At 59.3% G+C, this 18,021-nt stretch carries 16 protein-coding genes; 2 read left to right on the top strand and 14 right to left on the bottom strand.

Annotated elements, in window-relative coordinates; genetic code table 11:
- Nucleotides 1–86: 86 nt before the first annotated feature.
- The 8 genes from efeB to ACFSR7_RS27430 all read right to left on the bottom strand — a co-directional run bounded on the left by efeB (nt 87) and on the right by ACFSR7_RS27430 (nt 9,167).
- The gene (efeB, locus tag ACFSR7_RS27395; protein ID WP_378167148.1) at nt 87–1,322 is read right to left on the bottom strand and encodes an iron uptake transporter deferrochelatase/peroxidase subunit; all 1,236 of its coding nucleotides are present in this window, start codon (nt 1,320–1,322) and stop codon (nt 87–89) included.
- 25 nt (nt 1,323–1,347) lie between these two features.
- On the bottom strand, nt 1,348–2,547 hold the full coding sequence (gene efeO, locus ACFSR7_RS27400; protein WP_378167150.1) for an iron uptake system protein EfeO: 1,200 nt from the start codon (nt 2,545–2,547) through the stop codon (nt 1,348–1,350).
- Between the two features lie 54 nt (nt 2,548–2,601).
- A complete protein-coding gene (locus tag ACFSR7_RS27405) occupies nt 2,602–4,026 on the bottom strand; it encodes an FTR1 family iron permease (RefSeq protein ID WP_378167152.1) in 1,425 nt (474 codons plus the stop codon).
- 238 nt (nt 4,027–4,264) lie between these two features.
- Nucleotides 4,265–5,167: a metal ABC transporter permease gene (locus tag ACFSR7_RS27410; RefSeq protein WP_378167154.1), complete on the bottom strand. Its 903-nt coding sequence runs from the start codon at nt 5,165–5,167 to the stop codon at nt 4,265–4,267.
- Nucleotides 5,164–6,087 carry a metal ABC transporter permease gene (locus tag ACFSR7_RS27415; RefSeq protein WP_378167156.1) on the bottom strand — a complete coding sequence of 308 codons (924 nt, stop codon included), beginning with the start codon at nt 6,085–6,087 and terminating at the stop codon, nt 5,164–5,166. The genes ACFSR7_RS27410 and ACFSR7_RS27415 overlap by 4 nt, the downstream gene beginning before the upstream one ends.
- A complete protein-coding gene (locus tag ACFSR7_RS27420) occupies nt 6,084–6,821 on the bottom strand; it encodes a metal ABC transporter ATP-binding protein (RefSeq protein ID WP_378167158.1) in 738 nt (245 codons plus the stop codon). Before ACFSR7_RS27420 ends, ACFSR7_RS27415 begins: the two co-directional genes overlap by 4 nt.
- A gap of 1 nt (nt 6,822) precedes the next feature.
- Complete coding sequence (locus tag ACFSR7_RS27425) at nt 6,823–7,776, bottom strand: metal ABC transporter solute-binding protein, Zn/Mn family (protein ID WP_378167160.1); 954 nt, start codon at nt 7,774–7,776, stop codon at nt 6,823–6,825.
- Between the two features lie 428 nt (nt 7,777–8,204).
- Nucleotides 8,205–9,167, bottom strand: a complete 963-nt coding sequence (locus ACFSR7_RS27430; protein WP_378167162.1) for a metal ABC transporter substrate-binding protein — start codon at nt 9,165–9,167, stop codon at nt 8,205–8,207.
- 258 nt (nt 9,168–9,425) lie between these two features.
- On the opposite strand from ACFSR7_RS27430, the gene ACFSR7_RS27435 reads away from it, so the two are divergent.
- Both ACFSR7_RS27435 and ACFSR7_RS27440 read left to right on the top strand, forming a co-directional pair.
- Nucleotides 9,426–10,469, top strand: coding sequence for a permease (locus tag ACFSR7_RS27435; protein WP_378167164.1), 1,044 nt, complete (start codon nt 9,426–9,428; stop codon nt 10,467–10,469).
- Between the two features lie 21 nt (nt 10,470–10,490).
- Nucleotides 10,491–11,396 (top strand): TIGR03943 family putative permease subunit, encoded by a 906-nt coding sequence (locus ACFSR7_RS27440; protein WP_378167166.1) that lies wholly within the window; start codon nt 10,491–10,493, stop codon nt 11,394–11,396.
- Nucleotides 11,397–11,460: 64 nt separating this feature from the next.
- On the opposite strand, the gene ACFSR7_RS27445 is transcribed toward ACFSR7_RS27440, so the two are convergent.
- The 6 genes from ACFSR7_RS27445 to ACFSR7_RS27470 all read right to left on the bottom strand — a co-directional run bounded on the left by ACFSR7_RS27445 (nt 11,461) and on the right by ACFSR7_RS27470 (nt 17,521).
- On the bottom strand, nt 11,461–12,549 hold the full coding sequence (locus ACFSR7_RS27445; protein ID WP_378167168.1) for a HAMP domain-containing sensor histidine kinase: 1,089 nt from the start codon (nt 12,547–12,549) through the stop codon (nt 11,461–11,463).
- Nucleotides 12,542–13,240 carry a response regulator transcription factor gene (locus ACFSR7_RS27450; protein ID WP_378167170.1) on the bottom strand — a complete coding sequence of 233 codons (699 nt, stop codon included), beginning with the start codon at nt 13,238–13,240 and terminating at the stop codon, nt 12,542–12,544. Before ACFSR7_RS27450 ends, ACFSR7_RS27445 begins: the two co-directional genes overlap by 8 nt.
- A 40-nt stretch (nt 13,241–13,280) precedes the next feature.
- On the bottom strand, nt 13,281–14,336 hold the full coding sequence (locus ACFSR7_RS27455) for a D-alanyl-D-alanine carboxypeptidase family protein (RefSeq protein ID WP_378167172.1): 1,056 nt from the start codon (nt 14,334–14,336) through the stop codon (nt 13,281–13,283).
- 190 nt (nt 14,337–14,526) lie between these two features.
- A complete protein-coding gene (locus ACFSR7_RS27460) occupies nt 14,527–15,441 on the bottom strand; it encodes a Crp/Fnr family transcriptional regulator (RefSeq protein WP_378167174.1) in 915 nt (304 codons plus the stop codon).
- Between the two features lie 76 nt (nt 15,442–15,517).
- Nucleotides 15,518–16,474 carry a diacylglycerol kinase catalytic domain-containing protein gene (locus ACFSR7_RS27465; protein ID WP_378167176.1) on the bottom strand — a complete coding sequence of 319 codons (957 nt, stop codon included), beginning with the start codon at nt 16,472–16,474 and terminating at the stop codon, nt 15,518–15,520.
- 3 nt (nt 16,475–16,477) lie between these two features.
- On the bottom strand, nt 16,478–17,521 hold the full coding sequence (locus ACFSR7_RS27470; protein ID WP_378167178.1) for an SPFH domain-containing protein: 1,044 nt from the start codon (nt 17,519–17,521) through the stop codon (nt 16,478–16,480).
- Between the last annotated feature and the right edge of the window lie 500 nt (nt 17,522–18,021).

Below are 18,021 nucleotides of genomic sequence, written 5' to 3' on the forward strand. Positions count from 1 at the left end.
CTTGCCGGAACAAACCATAAACGCAAACAGGACGATGCAGGAGATACTCCCGCTTCGTCCTGTTCAACAATTCCAAAAAACAGCCGTTAGCCCTCAAGCACACGCTGGCCGTAATAGAGACCGGGCTGCAAGCCTGCGGGGCAGGCGAACATCGCGCTGGCAATATGGGAAACATAAGCGTTCAAAGCATCGCTCTTTTGCATCAAGCGGAGCATCGGCAGAAATTGAACGTCTGGATCGCGCTGGTAGCTGATGAACAACAGGCCCGCGTCGACGTTGCCTGTCCGTGGATCTACTTTGTCCGTATAGGAATAAGCGCGCCGGTGAATCTGCTGCTTGGTCTCCTTGGCCAATCGCACATGCGATTGCTCCGGCAGCCTGGAGGCGTCGACGGCGTCGAATTCTCCCTTCGCGCCGAATGCCGCGCCGGATACTTTGCTTCTGCCGAAGGTCGCTTCCTGATCGGAGAGCGACGTGCGGTCCCAGCTCTCCAGCTTCATCTGGATCTTGCGGTATGCCAGATAGGAACCGCCGCGCATCCATGCCGGCTCGTCACTCCCCGCCCACACGACTTCGTCATACCCTTGCGCGGAGTCGTGCAGCTGGTTGGCCGTGCCATCCTTGAAACCGAACAGATTGCGGGGCGTCTTGCCCGGGGTCCCGCTCGCAAAGCCTTCTTGCATCCACTTGAGCGAGGCGCGGCCGGTCGACAGCCGGATCAGGTTGCGGACTGCGTGAAAGGCGACCTGCTGATCGTCCGCGCATATTTGCAGGCAAATATCCCCGCCGGAGATGCTCGGATCGATATTGTCGCGGGCCATGCGCGGAATGTCCTTCAGATGCAGCGGGATGGCGGCGGCCGCTCCAAAACGATGGACGCCGTCGCGTACGAAAAACGAAGGCCCGAAGCCCAGCGTGACCGTCAATCTGGACGGCGGCAGCTCGAGCGTTTCTCCCGTATCGGTCGGCGGTACGAGCGGGTTGTCGCCCAGGCTCATCGTACCGCCCTTCGCGCTCAGATCGCAGAATCGGGTCCAGTCCTTCAGCATCGCGATGAGATCTTTTTTGCTGCCGGTCGTGATGTCGAACGCCGCCAGATACAAGTACGTCTGCTGCGGCGTGACGATGCCCGGCTGGTGGTCGGCGTACATCGGGACAATGTCTTCTTCCGATTGGGCGGAGGCCTTCGCCCCCTCCCCCCGGGGCTTGGGAATGCCAAGAATCGCACCGATGCCGGAGGCACCGATCGCGATTCCGGCACCGACGGTGGCCGACAGCTTCAGAAAATCCTTGCGCGTCATGCCTGTCCGATTCGGTTCCATAATAAGTTTGAGCTCCCTCCGTTATTTAGAGGATGGCGGCGGTTTGCGACATCAGCTCCGACAGCGCACTGAGGCGGTCGCTGATATCGCGGATCTGATCCGTCGTCAACTCGGTATAAGCGACGTACTGACCGTCCTTGATGAAGCCGGACAACGCCTTCTCCATATCCTGAAATGCCTGGTCAAGCTTGTCGGCCAATTCGACGTTACTCTCGTTGAGCGCCGGAATGATTGACAGGTAGACCGTCTTCGAGCCGTCTACGTTAGAAGCGAGGTCGACGAGATCGATATGCGAATAAAGTTCTTCTTCGCCGGTAATCTTGGAAGTTGCCGCTTCGTTGAGCAGCTCCATGGCGCCGGCGACGACCGTCTTGGGATCAAGCTGGAGCTTTTGAACCTCAGCCTGCAGCGACTTGACGTCGGCGATCAGCTGATCCGCAAATTTATCCTGACCTGCCAGCGAGTTGTCGACCCACAGCGCCTTCTCGATCTCGTGGAAGCCGGTCCAGGTACTCGGATCGTCGACGTCGGCCAGCCGGGCGTCGATCTTGGGATCGAGGTCGCCGAAGCTCTCGGCGATCGGCTCGATGCTCTCGTAGTAGACGCGCGCCTTGACGTATTCGGCCTTGGATTTATCGATATCGCCCGCCTTGACGGCGTCGACGAATGCTTGCGTTTGATCGGTCAGCTTGTTCGTCTGGTCAACCACATATTGCTGATACTTTTTAACGGCTTCCTTCAGCAGCTCGGACGAGCTGGCCGTCGAAGGCTTGGCGTTTTGCAGCTTCGTGAGCGCATCGACGAGGCCGTCGGCATTGGCCTTGAGCGCGTCGAAATCAATCTTGTCGTACGCCGAAGCGGAGAAGATCGGCATTTCGTACTTTTCCACATCCGTATACTCGAGCGGGAACGTTTGCCGTACGGCGTTTTCGAACGACAGCCACGTTTCGTTAATCGTCTTGCCGAGACCTTTGACGCCTTCCGCGTCTTTTTTCTCGATAAGGCTCTGCAGCTGCTTGGTCTGATCGAGCAATTGAGCCGTCCCCGTCTGAATCGCGCTGGAGCCTTCGGTGCCGGTCGTTGCCGATACCGGAGAAGCGGCCGTCGTCGAGGCCGGAACGGAAGCCGAAGCGGATGCGCCGTCATTGTTCGACCCGTTATTACACGCGGATAATGCCAGCATTCCTGCAATAGTAACAATACCAATGGACGTTTTCTTCATCATTATAACGATCTCCAGTCATCTGGCGCTATGCGCAAAATTAGGTTTTTTTGAAACTTAGGATAGAACTTCGCGACGGCGCCTGCTCCGCACCATGGACCAAATGACCGCGATGCAGCCGCAAGCCAGGAAAACGAGCTGCGGCAAGGTGCTGTACCACGAAGGGTACAGGCTGAGCGTCGAGAAATCGGGCAGCGCCTCGTTCACCGTAGACGGCAGCACGCCTGCCATCTGCAGGCTGTGAATACCGGAGCCCATAAATTTGAAGCAGAGATAAAACACGATGAGGCTCGATCCGAGAAAAAACGGACGAAGCGGCAAGCGCGATCCGGCCTTGACGATGACAAACGCGACCGCCGCCAACACGAGAAACCCGGCAGCGATGCCGGCGACCAGCTCCGCCGCGGACATTTTTCCGGACATGCCGATCAGGAAGATGACGGTCTCGAGTCCCTCGCGCACGATCGCAAAAAAGGAGAGCAGCGCAAGCGAAAACATGTGCCCGCCGGAAAGCGCGCGCGTGCTCCGCTCGGCAAGGAGCCGGTTGAAGCGCTTGGTGTCCGAATGGCGGTGCAGCCAGTAGCTGACGTAAAGCAGCATCGCGCTGGCGCATACGCCCGTCCAACCGTTGATGAGCAGATTGTTGTGTCCGAATGCGCTCGAGGACAGCAGCAGCACGACCGCGAACCCAGCTGCGATGCTGGCCAGGAGACCAGTGACGGAGCCGCCGACGACCCAGCGTCTGGCAGGCTTGGAGCCCGCACGCTTGGCGTACATGAGCAAGGCGCCGACAACGAGCAGTCCTTCCAGCCCTTCGCGAATCGGGATAAGCGCCGCGTCCCACCACGAGTACTTCGCATCGGCGAGCGGCGCCAGCCCTTCGATCAACCGGTCGATCACGGGTGCGGCAAGCGCTCTTTGATCCGCATTGCTCAGGTAGCCGTCCAGCATCACCAGATCGCGTTCGGTATCGTTGTAAACGCGCTGCGATTGGCTCACAACGTCGCCTTCGACGGAGAGCCATTGCTGCTGCAGCTGTTTGACCCGTTGCCCCGCCGCTTCCCAATCCTGCTTGTTGGCCAGGTTACCGGCCTCGCGAAGCTTGAGGATATAGGTCGAGAGCGTCATCTGGCTTTTCCCGCTGTTGTCGGCATAGGCGCCGTCTTGCAGATTGATCACGGAAAATCTTAGATTGCCGGCCTGCGACGAGGCCTCGTCCATCTTCCCGCTTAGCATCGCGAGCGACAGGGCAGCGATCTGGCCGTCGATCTCCAGCGCGAGATCGAGCGAACGCTGCTTGACGTCGTTCTTGCCCTTCGCCCACCACTTTTTAATCGCAGCCAGATCCTGCGCAGCCGCTTCGGCATTGCCTGCATCCAGGTGCGAGACAAGCGCTTCGGTCTGCAAGGACGCATCGGCAGCATGCGTCGAATCGGTCGCGGCGAACAGGGGAGCGAACGGCGCGATCGTCCATATGAGCATGGCAAGGCATACGATCCTTGCAAAAAAGGTGCTTGCGGAAGGCCGTTTATGCCGCTTCAATGTATGTGGTCGCCTCCATGAGCCTGGTTCCAAGCTATTTGAAAATGATTCTCAATATTAAGCATTATAGGAGCGTTTAATTTGAGTGTCAATGCATTTTACTTAGAATAGAAGAGGGCTGCGAGGCGTCTTCTTGGACGCTCCGCAGCCGCGGCATAGGTATATTCGTCGCAGCGCGTCAATCCGCGCCTTCGGCAGCCATGGGCTCGCGCCTCGAAGCCTTCCCCTTCCGAATCCGGGAGAGCACGCCGTAACGCGGAGATCCGAGGAAGCTCGCCGCGAACAAGAGGCCTGTCGCGAACGCCATCGAGCCCGAGATCGACGTATCGAGCCAGGTCGCGATCCCGTAGCCGATCCAGGCGGACGAGGCGCCGAACGCGGCGCCCAGCGCCAGCATAACGGATAACCGGTCGGTCCACAGGTAGGCTGCGGAAGCCGGCGTGATGAGCATCGCGACGACCATGATCGCGCCGACCGCATCGAAGGAAGCGACCGTCGTCACCGACACGAGCGACATGAACGCATAGTGCATCAGTACGGCGGGAATGCCGAGACTTGCGGCCAGCGCGGGGTCGAACGACGTAATTTTCCACTCTTTATAGAAGGCGATTATCGCCGCAAGGGCGACGGCAAGCACAAGCGAGAGCAGCGCGACCGCCTCGGGTACTTCGCCGACGAGCGGGAGCGTCATCGTTTCCCAAGGGATAAAGGTAATTTCGCCCATCAGCGTATGCTTGACGTCGAGGTGCGCGTTGCCGACCTGCGTAGCGATCAGCACGACGCCGACCGCAAACAACGTCGTGAACACGATGCCGATCGACGCCTCCTGCTGTACGCCGCGAGACTGGAACCATTGCACCAGCACCGCCGTCAGCAACCCGGCGCATACCGCTCCGATCAGCATGTGCACGCCGCTAAGTTGCCGCGTGACCATGTAGGCTACGACAATGCCAAGGAGGACGGTATGGCTGATCGCATCGGCCATCATCGCCATGCGGCGCAGGATGAGCAGCACGCCGATCAATCCGCAGGACATGCCGACAAGGGAAGCGGTCAGGAGAATCCAACCGGAATAGCTCATCGTCCCGCCCCCTCTCGTGCCGCGATCGGACTTGAGACCTTGGAAGCCAGCCGTCGCCTGCTCGCGCGCTGTCCGATGTACAGGACGAGCAAGCCCTTGCTCGCACCGAAAAACAACGATATCGCGAACGTCGCTGATGCCGCCAGCACGATAAACGGTCCCGTCGGCCAGCCTGCGCCCATGGCGCTGAGCAAGGTCCCCGCCGCGCCGGCGCCGCCGCCGAACGCCGCCGAGAGACCGACCGTCCATTTAAACGAGTGGGTCCAGTAACGGGCGCTGACGGCGGGGATGATCAACAGGGCCGCCATCAACACGACGCCCGCCGCCTGGATGCCGACGACGATGACAAGCACCAGAACCGCCAGGTAGATCCCGTTCATCAAGCGCACGGACAATCCGAGTCCCGCGGCGTAGGCGGGATCGAACAGGAACAGCTTCCACTCCTTGTACCCGAGCAGCGCGACGAGCAGGACGACTGCCGCGGTACCCGCCATCAGCTTGACGTCATCCGATACCATCGACGCTGCCTGACCGAAGATAAAGCTGTCGAGTCCGCTCTGGCTGCCGCCGGCCGTCCGGTTCACGAACGTAAGCAGCATGATTCCGAGGCCGAAAAAGACCGACAAAACAATGCCCATCGCGGCATCTTCCTTGATGCGGGTCGACGAGCGGATCCAATCGATCAGGAGCGCGCCGAGCAGCGCGCTGACGGCGGCCCCTGCAATCATGACGGGCAGGTTTTTGGTGCCGATCAGCACGAAGCCGACGATCACGCCGGGCAGCGCGGCATGCGACAAAGCGTCGCTCATGAGGCTCTGCCGCTTCCAATAGGCGAAGCTGCCGATGATGCCCGCCGCCATCCCCAGGATCAGCGTACTGAGCAGCACCCACTGCGCGTTGTGCGAAAGGATCGTGTTCATCCGGATTTCCCCTCCAGCCAGCGAAGCATGCCGCCGTAGGCCGCACTGAGCGACTCCCGGGTAAAAGCCTCCGCCGTCGTGCCGTGGGCGACGACCGTCCGGTTCAGCAGCAGCACCCGGTCAAAGTAATCCTCCACCGTCTGCAGGTCGTGATGAACGACCATCACCGTCTTGCCATGGCGCTTGAGCCGCTGCAGCGTATCCATGATGACCCGCTCCGTCACGGCGTCGACGCCCGCCAGCGGTTCGTCGAGCATATAGAGATCGGCATCCTGCGCGAGCGCCCGCGCCAGGAACACCCGCTGCTGCTGGCCGCCCGAGAGCTGACTGATCTGGCGGCCTGCATAGTCGGCCATGCCCATCTCGGATAACGCGCGCATCGCCAGTTCCTTATGCGTCCGGCCCGGGCGCCGCAGCCATCCGATCTTGCCGTACAGGCCCATCGTCACCACGTCCAGCGCATCCGTCGGGAAGTCCCAGTCCACCGAACCGCGCTGAGGCACATAGCCGATGCGCGACTTGACCTTGCGGAAGTTCGTGCCGAAAAACGAGACATCGCCGGAAAGCCGCGGATGCTGATCCAGCAGCGTCTTGAGCAGCGTCGACTTGCCTGCGCCGTTCGGCCCGACGATCGCCGTCAGCGTACCCGGCTTAATTGCGAACGTCACGCGTTCCAGCACCGCGGTTTTCCGATACGAAGCGTTCAGATCCTTGACCTCGAGCACTGCCGTCATATCAACCCTCCTTCGAGGCAAGCGCCTCGCCGATCGTGTTCACATTGTGCCGGTACATGCCCAGATACGTGCCTTCCTCCGTACCGCCGTCGCCCATCGCGTCCGAATACAATTGGCCGCCAAGCTGGACGCTTAGCCCTCGCTTCTTGGCTCCCTCGATGACCGCTTCGATCGACGCGGGATTGATGCTGCTTTCTACGAAAACGGCCGGTACGCCGCGATCCACCAGCAGGTCGATCGTGTCCTCGATGTCGGACAGCCCGATCTCGTCTTCCGTGCTCAGCCCCTGCAGGCCGACGACCTGAAGCCCGAGCAGGCGCCCGAAATAGCCGAAAGCGTCATGCGCAGTTACGAGCACTCGCCGCTCCTCGGGAATGCGGCCCAGCTCTTCCAGCGCTTCCGCCTTCAGCTCGTCGAGCTGCTTGAAGTATGCCGTCTTGTTTGCCTCAAAGTATGCCGCATCCGCATCCGAATACTTCTTCAGCTCCGCGGTCGCCGCGCCCAGCGCCTGCTTCCACAGGTCGATATCGAACCAGATGTGCGGATCGGTCGCGCCCTTCGGATCCTTCAGCAGCCGCTCCTTCGGCAGCGTCTCCCCGATGGCCAGCACCGGCCGCTCCTTGCCGATCTGCTCGAACACCTTTACCATATTCGCTTCAAGATGAAGTCCGCTGTAAAACACGATGTCGCCGCTCTGCAGCTTCTTGATGTCTCCTTGCGTCGCCGCATACAGATGCGGATCCACGCCCGGCCCCATCAGACTGTTGACTTCGACCCTGTCACCGCCGATGACGGCAAGCGGTTCCGCGATCTGCGCGATCGTGGTGACGATTCGGATTTTGCCGGACTGTCCGCCTTCGGCAGACCTCCCGCCATTCGCGCAAGCGGTGTTGATCAGAACGATAACCGCTAACAACAATACCAGTGCAACTCTTTCCAGCCTTTTGGTCAGCATTTCGGCCCTCCCCGTAATGGTCGTTCCTCCTGCGGCAAAACCTGTACGTCAAATACTTGCGGTCGATTACTTGTACGGCAATTACTTGTATGGCAACAATTTTGTTTCCTTTGGGAAACTTTTGTTGTTATATACAAAATAATTACCCAAGGGCAATTTGTCAATCCTTTTTTTGGGCGGTTTGTCCGGAGAGACGAGGTGGATATGGGAGGATTTCGGACACCGAAAGCGACGAATAGCGTCTCCTGTGTCCGTTGAACAGAAAAAAGGGACGGTTTGCGCGAAATAAGCGATCGCGGGTCCAAAGCGCATCCACAGCCCGGAGTCGCACCCTATAGCGGAGCAAGACATAATAAAAACGAGAAGAAGCAGGCCGCAACGCCGCTTCTTCCCGTTTTGTCGCGGCCGGTCATCCGGCATCTCGCGTACTACGCGTTTAACGCCTTTACCAGCGCTTCGAGATTCTTTTTCATGACGCCGATGTAGTCGAGTCCCTCTTTCTTTTCCTCGTCCGTCAGACCCTCCAGCGGATTCAGCACATCCGTCTTCGCGCCGATCTCGTCCGCGACGGTCTGTGCGACCTGGGGATCGACCAGCGTCTCGAAGAAAATCGTCTTCACTTGATGCGACTTTGCGAACTCCACGATCTCGGCCATCTTGCCGGGGGACGGCTCCTGCTCGGGCGACAGTCCGGCGATCGGCACCTGCTGCAGGCCGTAGGCCTGGGCCAGGTAGCCGAAGGCCGCGTGCTGCGTCACGAACGACTTTGTCTTAACATCCTTCAGTCCCGCTAGGAAATCCTCATCCAACGCCTTTAATTGGGCAATGTAAGCATCGGCGTTCTTTTTGTACGTATCCTTGTTCGCCGGGTCCGCCTTCTCGAACGCCGCTTCGATCGCGGCAACCTCCCGCTGCGCCAATTCCGGATCGAGCCATACGTGCGGGTCCTCCGCGTGCTCATGCGCATGATCGTTCTCGTGCGCTTTTTCTCCCGCTTCTCCCTCTTCTTCCGCCGCCCCCTCCAGCGTCGTCAGTCCTTCGCTCGCCCGCACGACGACGCGATTGTCGTTAGACGCGCTCGTGAGCGCCGCATCGACCCAGCCTTCGACGATCCCGTTGTAGACGAACACGTCCGCTTCCTTCAACTTTGCCATATCCTGTGCGCTAGGCTCCCAATCGTGGGGCTCCGATCCGGCTGGGATCAGCAGTGCGACGTCCGCCAGATCGCCCGCGACCTGTCTGCTGAATTCGTACATCGGGTAAAAGGTTGTCACGACGCTTAGTTTGGCGTCCGATCCGTTTGCGCCGTTCTCCTCGGCTTTGCCGCAAGCCGCCAACAGAAGCGCCAAGCTCGCCGATATCGCGAGCGTTTTTTTCAAGCTCTTTTTCATGTCAATCATTCCTCGTTCCTTTTATTTGTAATTATTACGATAAAACGATTAAAAAAATGCGACTTGCTATGTATTTGGATCACGCCGCCTCCATATTGTAATTATTACGTTTAACAAACGCAAGTAAAAAATCCAACCGACGCGAAGCCGCCATCTATCAGTCTAGGAAACTAGCGGAATATCAGTTCTTTTCCACAAAGACTCGCATACGTTGATAGCAGGTAGCATGATCGATTTCGTGGACGAGGTGATAAGGCAATGGCAAACGCAGCTTACAAATGGACGTTAACACTATCGGCGGCGCTGACGCTAGCGCTGCTCTATTTCATAGCAACAGAGCGGCAAATGCCATGGCCCGCCTCCTTCTCCGGCATCGGCGCGGATCAATGGCAATCGGTCAAAACGGTGTTTGTCAGTCTTTTCCTGGAGGCCCTTCCCTTTGTGCTGCTCGGCGTAATCGTGTCGACGGTGCTGCACTTGTTCGTCCCCGAGACGGCGCTTGCCCGCCTCATCCCAAGGAACCCCCTGCTCGGCGTACTCTGCGCCGGCCTGCTCGGCGTCGCGCTGCCCGTGTGCGAGTGCGGGATGATTCCGGTCGTGCGCAGGCTGCTTCGCAAAGGCATGCCGGCTTACATCGGCATGACCTATATTCTGGCGGCGCCCATCGTCAATCCGGTCACGGTGCTCGCCACCTATAGCGCCTTCCGCACAGCGCCGGAAATGGCGATGTATCGGACCGCGCTCGGCTTTGCCGCGGCGGTCGCCGTCGGTCTGCTGCTGTCTCGCGCACGCGGCAAGGCCGCCAATCCGTTGAGACCGGATGCTGCGAGTCTGCATGCCGCTGCCGCGGATCATAACCATCACGCGCCACATCGCGCTCCCTCGCCCAGCTTACTCTCCTTTTGCTCGCATGCGGCCGACGAATTTTTTGAAATGGGAAAATTTCTGATGCTCGGCGCGTTCCTGACCGCAGTCATCCAAACCTTCGTCAGCCGCGGAGAGCTGGTCGAGCTTGGCGGCGGAGCCTTCGGCTCGCATCTGTTCATGATGGGCTTCGCCTATGTAATCTCTCTTTGCTCGACGTCGGACGCATTCGTCGCAGCCTCCTTCTCCGGCGTCTTTCCCGCCGGCGCGCTGCTCGCCTTTCTCGTCTACGGTCCGATGGTCGACTTCAAGAACACGCTGATGCTGTTGTCCGCATTCAAAGCCCGCTTCGTACTTCGTCTCCTCCTGCTCGTAACGGCGGTCGTACTCGCCATGTCGCTGCTCGCAGGATGGCTGCTGGAAAGCACTGCACGCTGACATCGGAAAGGGGATGGCTTCATGACGCAACGAACGAACCGCAAAATAATCGCCCGTCATCTGGCGCGCGCCGTCGTACTCGCGGGCATCGGACTCTATGTCGCAAGGCTGTCCGCGGTCGGCAACCTGGGTCTATATATCTCTCCGCGCATGGCCGTGTACACAAAGTTTGCCGCTGCCGCCCTTTATTTGATTGCAGCCGCGCTCGTCTATCAGGCGCTCAAAGAATGGGACGGTCAGCGCGACGCCGGCTGCGGAGAAGCCTGCGGCCATGCATCGGCGCCGGCAAGCTCCTGGCTGCGCCAGCTTCGTGCCGTCGTCCTGTTCGCGCTGCCGCTCGCCTTGTTTTTTCTGACGCCGGACACGACGATCGGCAGCGCAATGGCCGCGCAGAAGGGCATGAATCTGAGCGGCGGGGCCGCTGCGCACACGAAAAATACCGCCTCGGCATCAACTTCCGCACCGCCGGGCGCCGACGAGCTGGACCGGCTGTTCCCGCACGATTCGCTCACCAAGCCGTATGCGGATTATGGCAAGCGGCTATATGCCAAGCCGGAGATCGAGATCAAAGATTGGCGTTACCTCGAAACGCTTACGACGCTTAATTTTTTTCCCGATTCATTCGCAGGGCGCCGCGCGGAGGTATCGGGCTTCGTCTATCGGGACGATACGATCGGGCAAGGACAGTTCGTGCTCGGCAGGTTCGCGATCCAGTGCTGCGCGGCCGATGCGATCCCTTACGGCATCGTCGTCGAATCGCCGGATGCGGCGAAGTACGCGAACGACGACTGGATGACCGTCTCGGGCACGTTCGCCAAGACGACGATCGACGGCGCCGAAGTGCTGCTGCTCAAGGCGGACGCGGCAACCAAGATCGAACCGGCGAAGGATCCGTACGTGTATCCGGATATGGATTTTGGCGTCTGAACAGGTCTTGCGCCTCCGCGGATGCAGCGTCGACGGACCAGCAATGCGGCATCGAAGACATCGCTCATGCCATCGGCAAGCGCACCGTAAACCGCGTCAGCACCGGCCCGCTCTCCGCCTGGACCGTGCCGCCATGCCGCTCCACGATGTTTTTGACGATATAGAGCCCGATGCCCGTGCCTCCCTCCCGCTGTATGCGCGCGCGGTCGCCGGTGAAGAACATCTCGAACAGATGCGGCAGCTCCTCCTCGGGTATGCGGTCGCCGTAATTGTCGACTCGAATGACCGCCTCCCCGCCGTCCCATTCGCCGCGAACATCGATATAGCGGCCGTCGGCCCCGTAGCGGGCGGCGTTGCTGAGCAGATTTTCGAATACGCGCGCGAGCAGCTCGCCGTCTCCCTGAATGTTAAGGTCGGTGATTACTTCCGAGCGGAGCGTCAGCCTGTTTTTCTCGAAGATCGGAAACAGCTCCTCGCCTAGTTGGACGAGCAGCTCACCAAGATTGATCGGCTCGCGCTTGACCGGCAGCATGCCGTAGTTCATCCGCGTGATTTCGAACAGCTCGTCGATCAGCTTCTCGAGCCGTTGGGACTTCGTATAGGCGATTGCCGTAAAATGCCGGATCTGTTCGTCGCTCAGGTCCGCCGCCTGCAAAATATAATTCAAGTAGCCGATGACGGAAGTGAGCGGCGTACGCAGGTCGTGCGCAAGATTAAGCACCAGCTGATCCTTGCTCGTCTCGGCGAAGTCTCCGCGCGCAATCGCCTGGCGGAGCTTGTCGCTCGCCATATTGATATCCTCTGCGATCGTCTGAAATTCGTCCGAAGAGGAGATGCGGACCGGCGTGTCGAAGTCGCCGACGGCGAGGCGGTGGATGCCGCTCGATATCCGGTTGAAGTAAGTGGCATAGGGCTTGGTGTACAAAAAGAAAAACAACACAGACAACGGGATAAAAATGATCAAAAACACGTTGATATCACCGATGCTGCGCATGATGTTGCGGAACACATTCAAAGAATCGCCATAATAGGCATTCTGGCGATAATAAGACTGCAAGGCCCGATAGGCGAGATACGTGATAAAGCCAGACGTCAGCATGCTGAGTCCGAGCAGCATGATCATTTTCGACCGGAAGCTGATGCCGCTAACCATTAAACGTATATCCCACTCCCCAGATCGTCTTGATCCACTTGTCTTTGTTTTTGTCCTCGCCCAGCTTCTTGCGCAGCGTCCGGATATGGACCATAACCGTGTTGTTGCCGACCTCGTAGTAGGCTTCGCCCCACACCTGCTGGAAAATCTGCTCCACGCCGAAAACCTTGCGCGGGTGGCTCGCGAGCAGGCATAAAATATCAAATTCCTTGGGCGTCAGCTCGACCGGGTCGCCGTAGATGGTGACGCGGCGCTGGTCCGGTACGATGGCGAGTCCGCCCGATTCGATCGCCTGGGGCTCGTCCGCCCTCGCTTGATTGAGCCGCGTCGAACGCCGCAGCAGCGCCTGCACGCGCGCGACCAGCTCCATCGGATTAAACGGCTTGGTCATATAATCGTCCGCCCCGATAACGAGGCCCGAGATCTTGTCAAAATCGGAAGTCTTGGCGCTCACGAAAAGGACGGGCAGCCGATGCCGCTCGCGAATCTGCCTCACGACCTCGAAGCCGTCGAGCTCGGGCATCATGATGTCCAGCACCGCAAGATCGATCGCCTGCGTCTCGATGGCCCGGACCGCTTCTTTGCCGTCGTGCGCGAGCAGGATGCGGTAGCCTTCCTTCTGCAGATGCAGCGAGATGAGGTCTGCGATTTCCTTTTCGTCGTCCGCGATCAATATGGTGGTGGGGTTCATGTATTATCGCGCTCCTTCACAACCTATATTGTAGCGGATCCTATAGCGCGTTGCCTAATTCGCTGTAGACGCTGACCGCATCCGCGATGTCGTACGCCGCCGTCGTCTTGCGGTCTCCGGCGGCGCCGGTCGTGATAAGAATGTATTCTTTGCCGTCCAGTCGTCCCAGGCTTGCAAGACATAAGCCGGCCTTCTCGGTATAGCCGGTCTTGCCGCCCATAATCTCCGCCCCGTCAAGGCCCGACTCGCCGAGCTCCTTGAACATCGAGCTGCGCAGCGTGATGCCGTCCGGATGCAGGTCCGTCGGCGCCGTCGCGTGGCGCGAGGCGGTGAACACCTGGCGGAACGTCTCGTTTTTCAGCGCATAAGCGAGCAATACAGAAAGATCCTTGACCGTCGTATAATGCTTGGGATCGTGCAGTCCCGTCGCGTTGACGAAGTGCGTGCCCGTCATGCCGAGCGCTTTGGCCTTGGCGTTCATGAGCGCCGCGAACTTCGCCTCCGATCCGGCGACGCGCATCGCAAGTCCGACGCTGCCGTCCGCGCCCGAAGGGAGCATCGCGCCGTACAGCAGGTCGATCGCGCTCACGCGCTCGCCAGGGAGAAAGCCTGCCATCGAGGCGTTCTGCTTGACCAGCGTCTCGAACATGTCCGGATCGAGCTTCGCGGTCTTCTCCAGATCGGGAATGCGCTCGATGGCGAGAATCGCCGTCATGATCTTCGTAAGCGAGGCGGGATAGACCCGTTCCTCGATATTTTTGTCCAACAGCACATGCCCGTCGTCCAAGCGGACGAGAATGGCATGGGTGCTATGCAAGCGGTCTGCTGCGAGTACCAGGTCTTTGCTTGCTGCCGTGTCCTCTCCGCTCGACGAGGCAACGGCGGGCTGACCAGCCTCTTCGGCTTCTTGGCCGGCAGCTCCGGCGGGTATGGCGTCCGGGGCCTTGCCGGCATTCGCAGACTCGGATCGCTCAGCCTGCGTCTTGGGCGGATGGCCCAGGATCGCGTCCGCCGCGCGAACGAGATCGGCCTTGTGCTCGATGGCAGCCGCCACGAATCCGACGATGAGCAACAGGAGCAGCAATCGCGATTTCATTTTTCCGTCCCCCTTTTATTCCCGGACTACAGCATAGGACAAACAATTTAAACAATCCGGAGGACGGATATTAAATATTTCTTAAATCGCCCGCAAAAAGAAAGACCGCACATGCCTTGCTCATGCCAGGCCGCGGTCCCTATGATTATTTCCGTATATGTATTTCCGTATATGTATTTCCTTATATGTATTATCGAAGCAGCGAGCGCAGCTTGATGAGATTCAGCTCGAAGTAGCTCGCGTACATTTTGACAAGCTGCCGGTCCTCGAGGTCGTAGAGCACTTCGTTCAGCTCCTTGATGGTCACCCCGGCCATCTGGGACAGCTCGTGCCTGTCGAGCGGCATCTGGACGACGATCGTATGATCGCTCCGCTCGCCGAACCGGTTGGCCAGCTTGACCATGCTCTTGATGACCCTCGTCCTTACGTCGAAGAACATCAGGTCGGATACCTGGTCGTTGGTATCGCGCATGCGCTGCACGATCTCGGCCATTATGACGAGGTTCAGATCGAAGTGGCTTTTCAGCATATCGAGGAAATGCTCCCTGGACATGACGACCAGCTCCGCGTTGTCGAGCGTTTGGGCGGTCGCGGAACGCGGCTTCCCGTCGATCAGCGACAACTCGCCGAAGCTGTCTCCCGCGTTAAAAACGGCCAATATTTTCTCGTCGCCTTCCGGGCTCGTCCTGTAAATCTTGACCGTGCCCGACAGCACGATAAAAAACGAATCTCCCGGATCGTTCTCCCGGAACAGGATCGTCTGGGCATCCGGCTCCCGCTTCTCCATCCGGTCGGCGAGCAGCGCGATATGCTCGGGGGCCAGGCTGGAGAACAGCGGGATGTGCTTCATCAGTTGCCGGAGCTTCGCCTTCTCCTCCTTCGCCTGCTCGGCAGCATCCGGCTGACGCGCTTTGTCCGGGGAGTAAACTCCCGCAGGCGCTTCGCCGTCGATGTCGATCTCCCGGATCTTGTGGCTCCTCAGCATCTGAATGTGCTGCTCCGCGATCGCGGTGCCCTTCGCCAGCAGCTTGATCCCGTTGTCCGAGAATATATCGGTGCCGACCTTCATGCCGGCCTGCACATGATTGACCAAAAATACCGCCACGCCCGCGTCACCTCTATCGTTTCATATAGCCTATTTATCGGAGAACGCGACTTGAACGATTAGCGTCAGCATAGGCCTATACGACCAGTCGCCCCTTTTTCTCCGCTACGCCTATCGACGCCCGTAGTCCCGAACGGAATTCCAGGTAATCTTCTTCGACGCCGTCACTGAAGATGACGCCGTCCTCGGGCATCTGCGACACCACTTCGAGCGCTTGACCGCGCTCGATGCGTCCATACACGAGCTCGGTCCCGGTCGTCCGGCTGGGGAACGGCTCCCGGACCGCGAACCGGAGCCAATCGCTCTCCCATTCAAGCCGCTGGGCACCGACATCGGCTCGTTCGACTGCAGGTCCGCCTCCGGCGATTCCGGCTTGCCTCGCAATACCCGTCGCTCCCGCCAGCACGCTCTTGAGCCATCCTGTGGCGCCTACGCCCGTCGATACGATGATGCCGCTCGACGATTGCTGCTCTTCCTGTCCGCCCGCGGCGATCCGGTAGCGGGCCGATACATGCGTCCTGCGACCGACGTAAAAATCGTTGACGGCGTATAGCGTCTGTCCGTCGCTAAGCACCGCCTTCGCCAGCGTCACCTCCCGCACCAGGCGTCGCCCGGCGGCGGTCTCCGTTACGACTTTCGGCACGTCGCCCACTTGAAAAGGAAGGAGAATCCCGTCCCAGCGCCGCGGATCCGGATTGACGCCGATGAGCCGCTGGCCGTCCAGATACTTAAGCGTACCCGCCACCAATCCGTCCTGGCCGAGCGCCACAACCGTATCGGACGGTCCGAACAAATAATTGGGAACGTGGGTCCGATCCAGCAGCTGCACGATGCCGAGTTCGCTCAGCGATTGCCGGGTCCTGGCGAGCGCACCGCGATAGACCTCGTCTTCGTTCAAGTAGTCGGAAAAGTCCTCACCCATCGATTCGATGACAAACTGTGCTTGCCGGACGGTATTGTACCTGACGATCAGCTCCTCCAGACGCGTGCGCCGTTTGACGAGCACCAGCCGAATGTCTCTCGCGTCGGCCATCCGTTATCGCTCCTTTCTGCCTGCCGAATTCGCTTCGCCGCCTCGAAGCAAGCCTTGCAGCAGATCCGGCGTTATGTTCAACTGTCCGATCTTGTCTGCCTGTCCGGCCAGATCCTGGAAGGCGATCGCGATCAACTGGCCCGGATTCATGCCCGCGCGGGTGAGCGACTGCAGCACCTGGTTATCCGCGCCGCCAAGCGCGCGCATGACAGCGGTGAGCTCATAAGCCTTCGCATCCGCCTCCGACTGCCTGTTGCCGGCCGAGCGCTCGAGCAGCGCCTTGCGCTCTTCCTCGTACGCCGTATCGAACTGCAGTTGCTCCTGCTGCATTTCGTTTCGCTTCTGCTGAACGAGACGCTCCGCGGCCAGCTGGCTCTCGCGAATTTGCTTCTTTTTGGCTTCGACGGCGATCTCGGTGCTCAGCTCATTCTCACGTACGGTCCGCTCCTGCTCGATCGAGGCGTTGCGCCGCTCGTACACCGCTTCGTCGGCGCGCCGCAGAATCTCCTCTTTCGCTTGCGCCTCCAGCGCCCGCATCGTCTCCTTGTTCGGCAGCACGGCCAAGATCGACGCGCCCATTGCTTCGATGCCCAGCTTCGCCAGCTCCGGGCTTGCCTCCAGCTCCCCGCGGACGGCGGCGGCCAGCCGATCGCCTGACTGTATCGCTTCCCGCAGCGGCATTCGCTCGAGATGACGCTTGATTAATACCTTGACCAACCCGATGACGCGCTGGCCGAGCTTGGCCGGATCGTCGGACATAAACGTCTTTTTGCGCAAATTGTACGCGTAGTCCAGCATGCGCGAGGTCTGCCGGAAATCCGCAATCCGGAACGTCAGCTGCCCCTGGACCGTCACGCTCTGGAAATCGCGGGTGATCTCTTCGAACATGAACGGTGCTTCGATCGAGGATACCGGCATGACCACGGCCGTCGTCGTTGGCGCGTAGTAATAAAAGGACAGCCCAAGTCCTTCCTTGACGACTTTTCCGTTTTGCACCTTCATCACGTACTCGCTGGGCTGGAACTTGACGAATCGGATTCCGAACATGGCGATTGCCTCCCTCCACAAATTATCATTTTGATAATATCAATATGATAATTTATGATATAAGCGTTTCACAACCGCCATTTTTCTTTCTGTTCATCCGAATCGACGCATTTATTCCGTCTGGCTTCCGGTTTCCCGCTCCAAACCTTCCTTTACTTCCGATTTCTTCCGTTTCCGTACAATCAGAAAAAAAGCCTGTCGATGATTCATACGTGCGCCGCTCCGATGGGCTCGCCGATGAGCTGCTCCGATGGGGCTTCGGGTGGCCGCTTCGATGGGCCGCTTCGATGGGCCGCTTCGATGGGCCGCTCCGGTGGGCGCTCCGATAGGCCGCTTCGATGGATTGGCCGATCATCGCCCGTGTCGCTCTGTCGCCGCAAAGCCTGCAAATAAAGTCAATTTCATAATTCAAACCCCTTGCTACGACTGACTTTTTTGGCGCACCAAAGAGGAGTACCTCCCCACATTCTCGAAATTAAGGTTAGCCAACCAAAACGAGA

The sequence above is a fragment of the Cohnella sp. GCM10020058 genome, from assembly GCF_042683485.1.
Lineage (GTDB): Bacteria > Bacillota > Bacilli > Paenibacillales > Paenibacillaceae > Cohnella.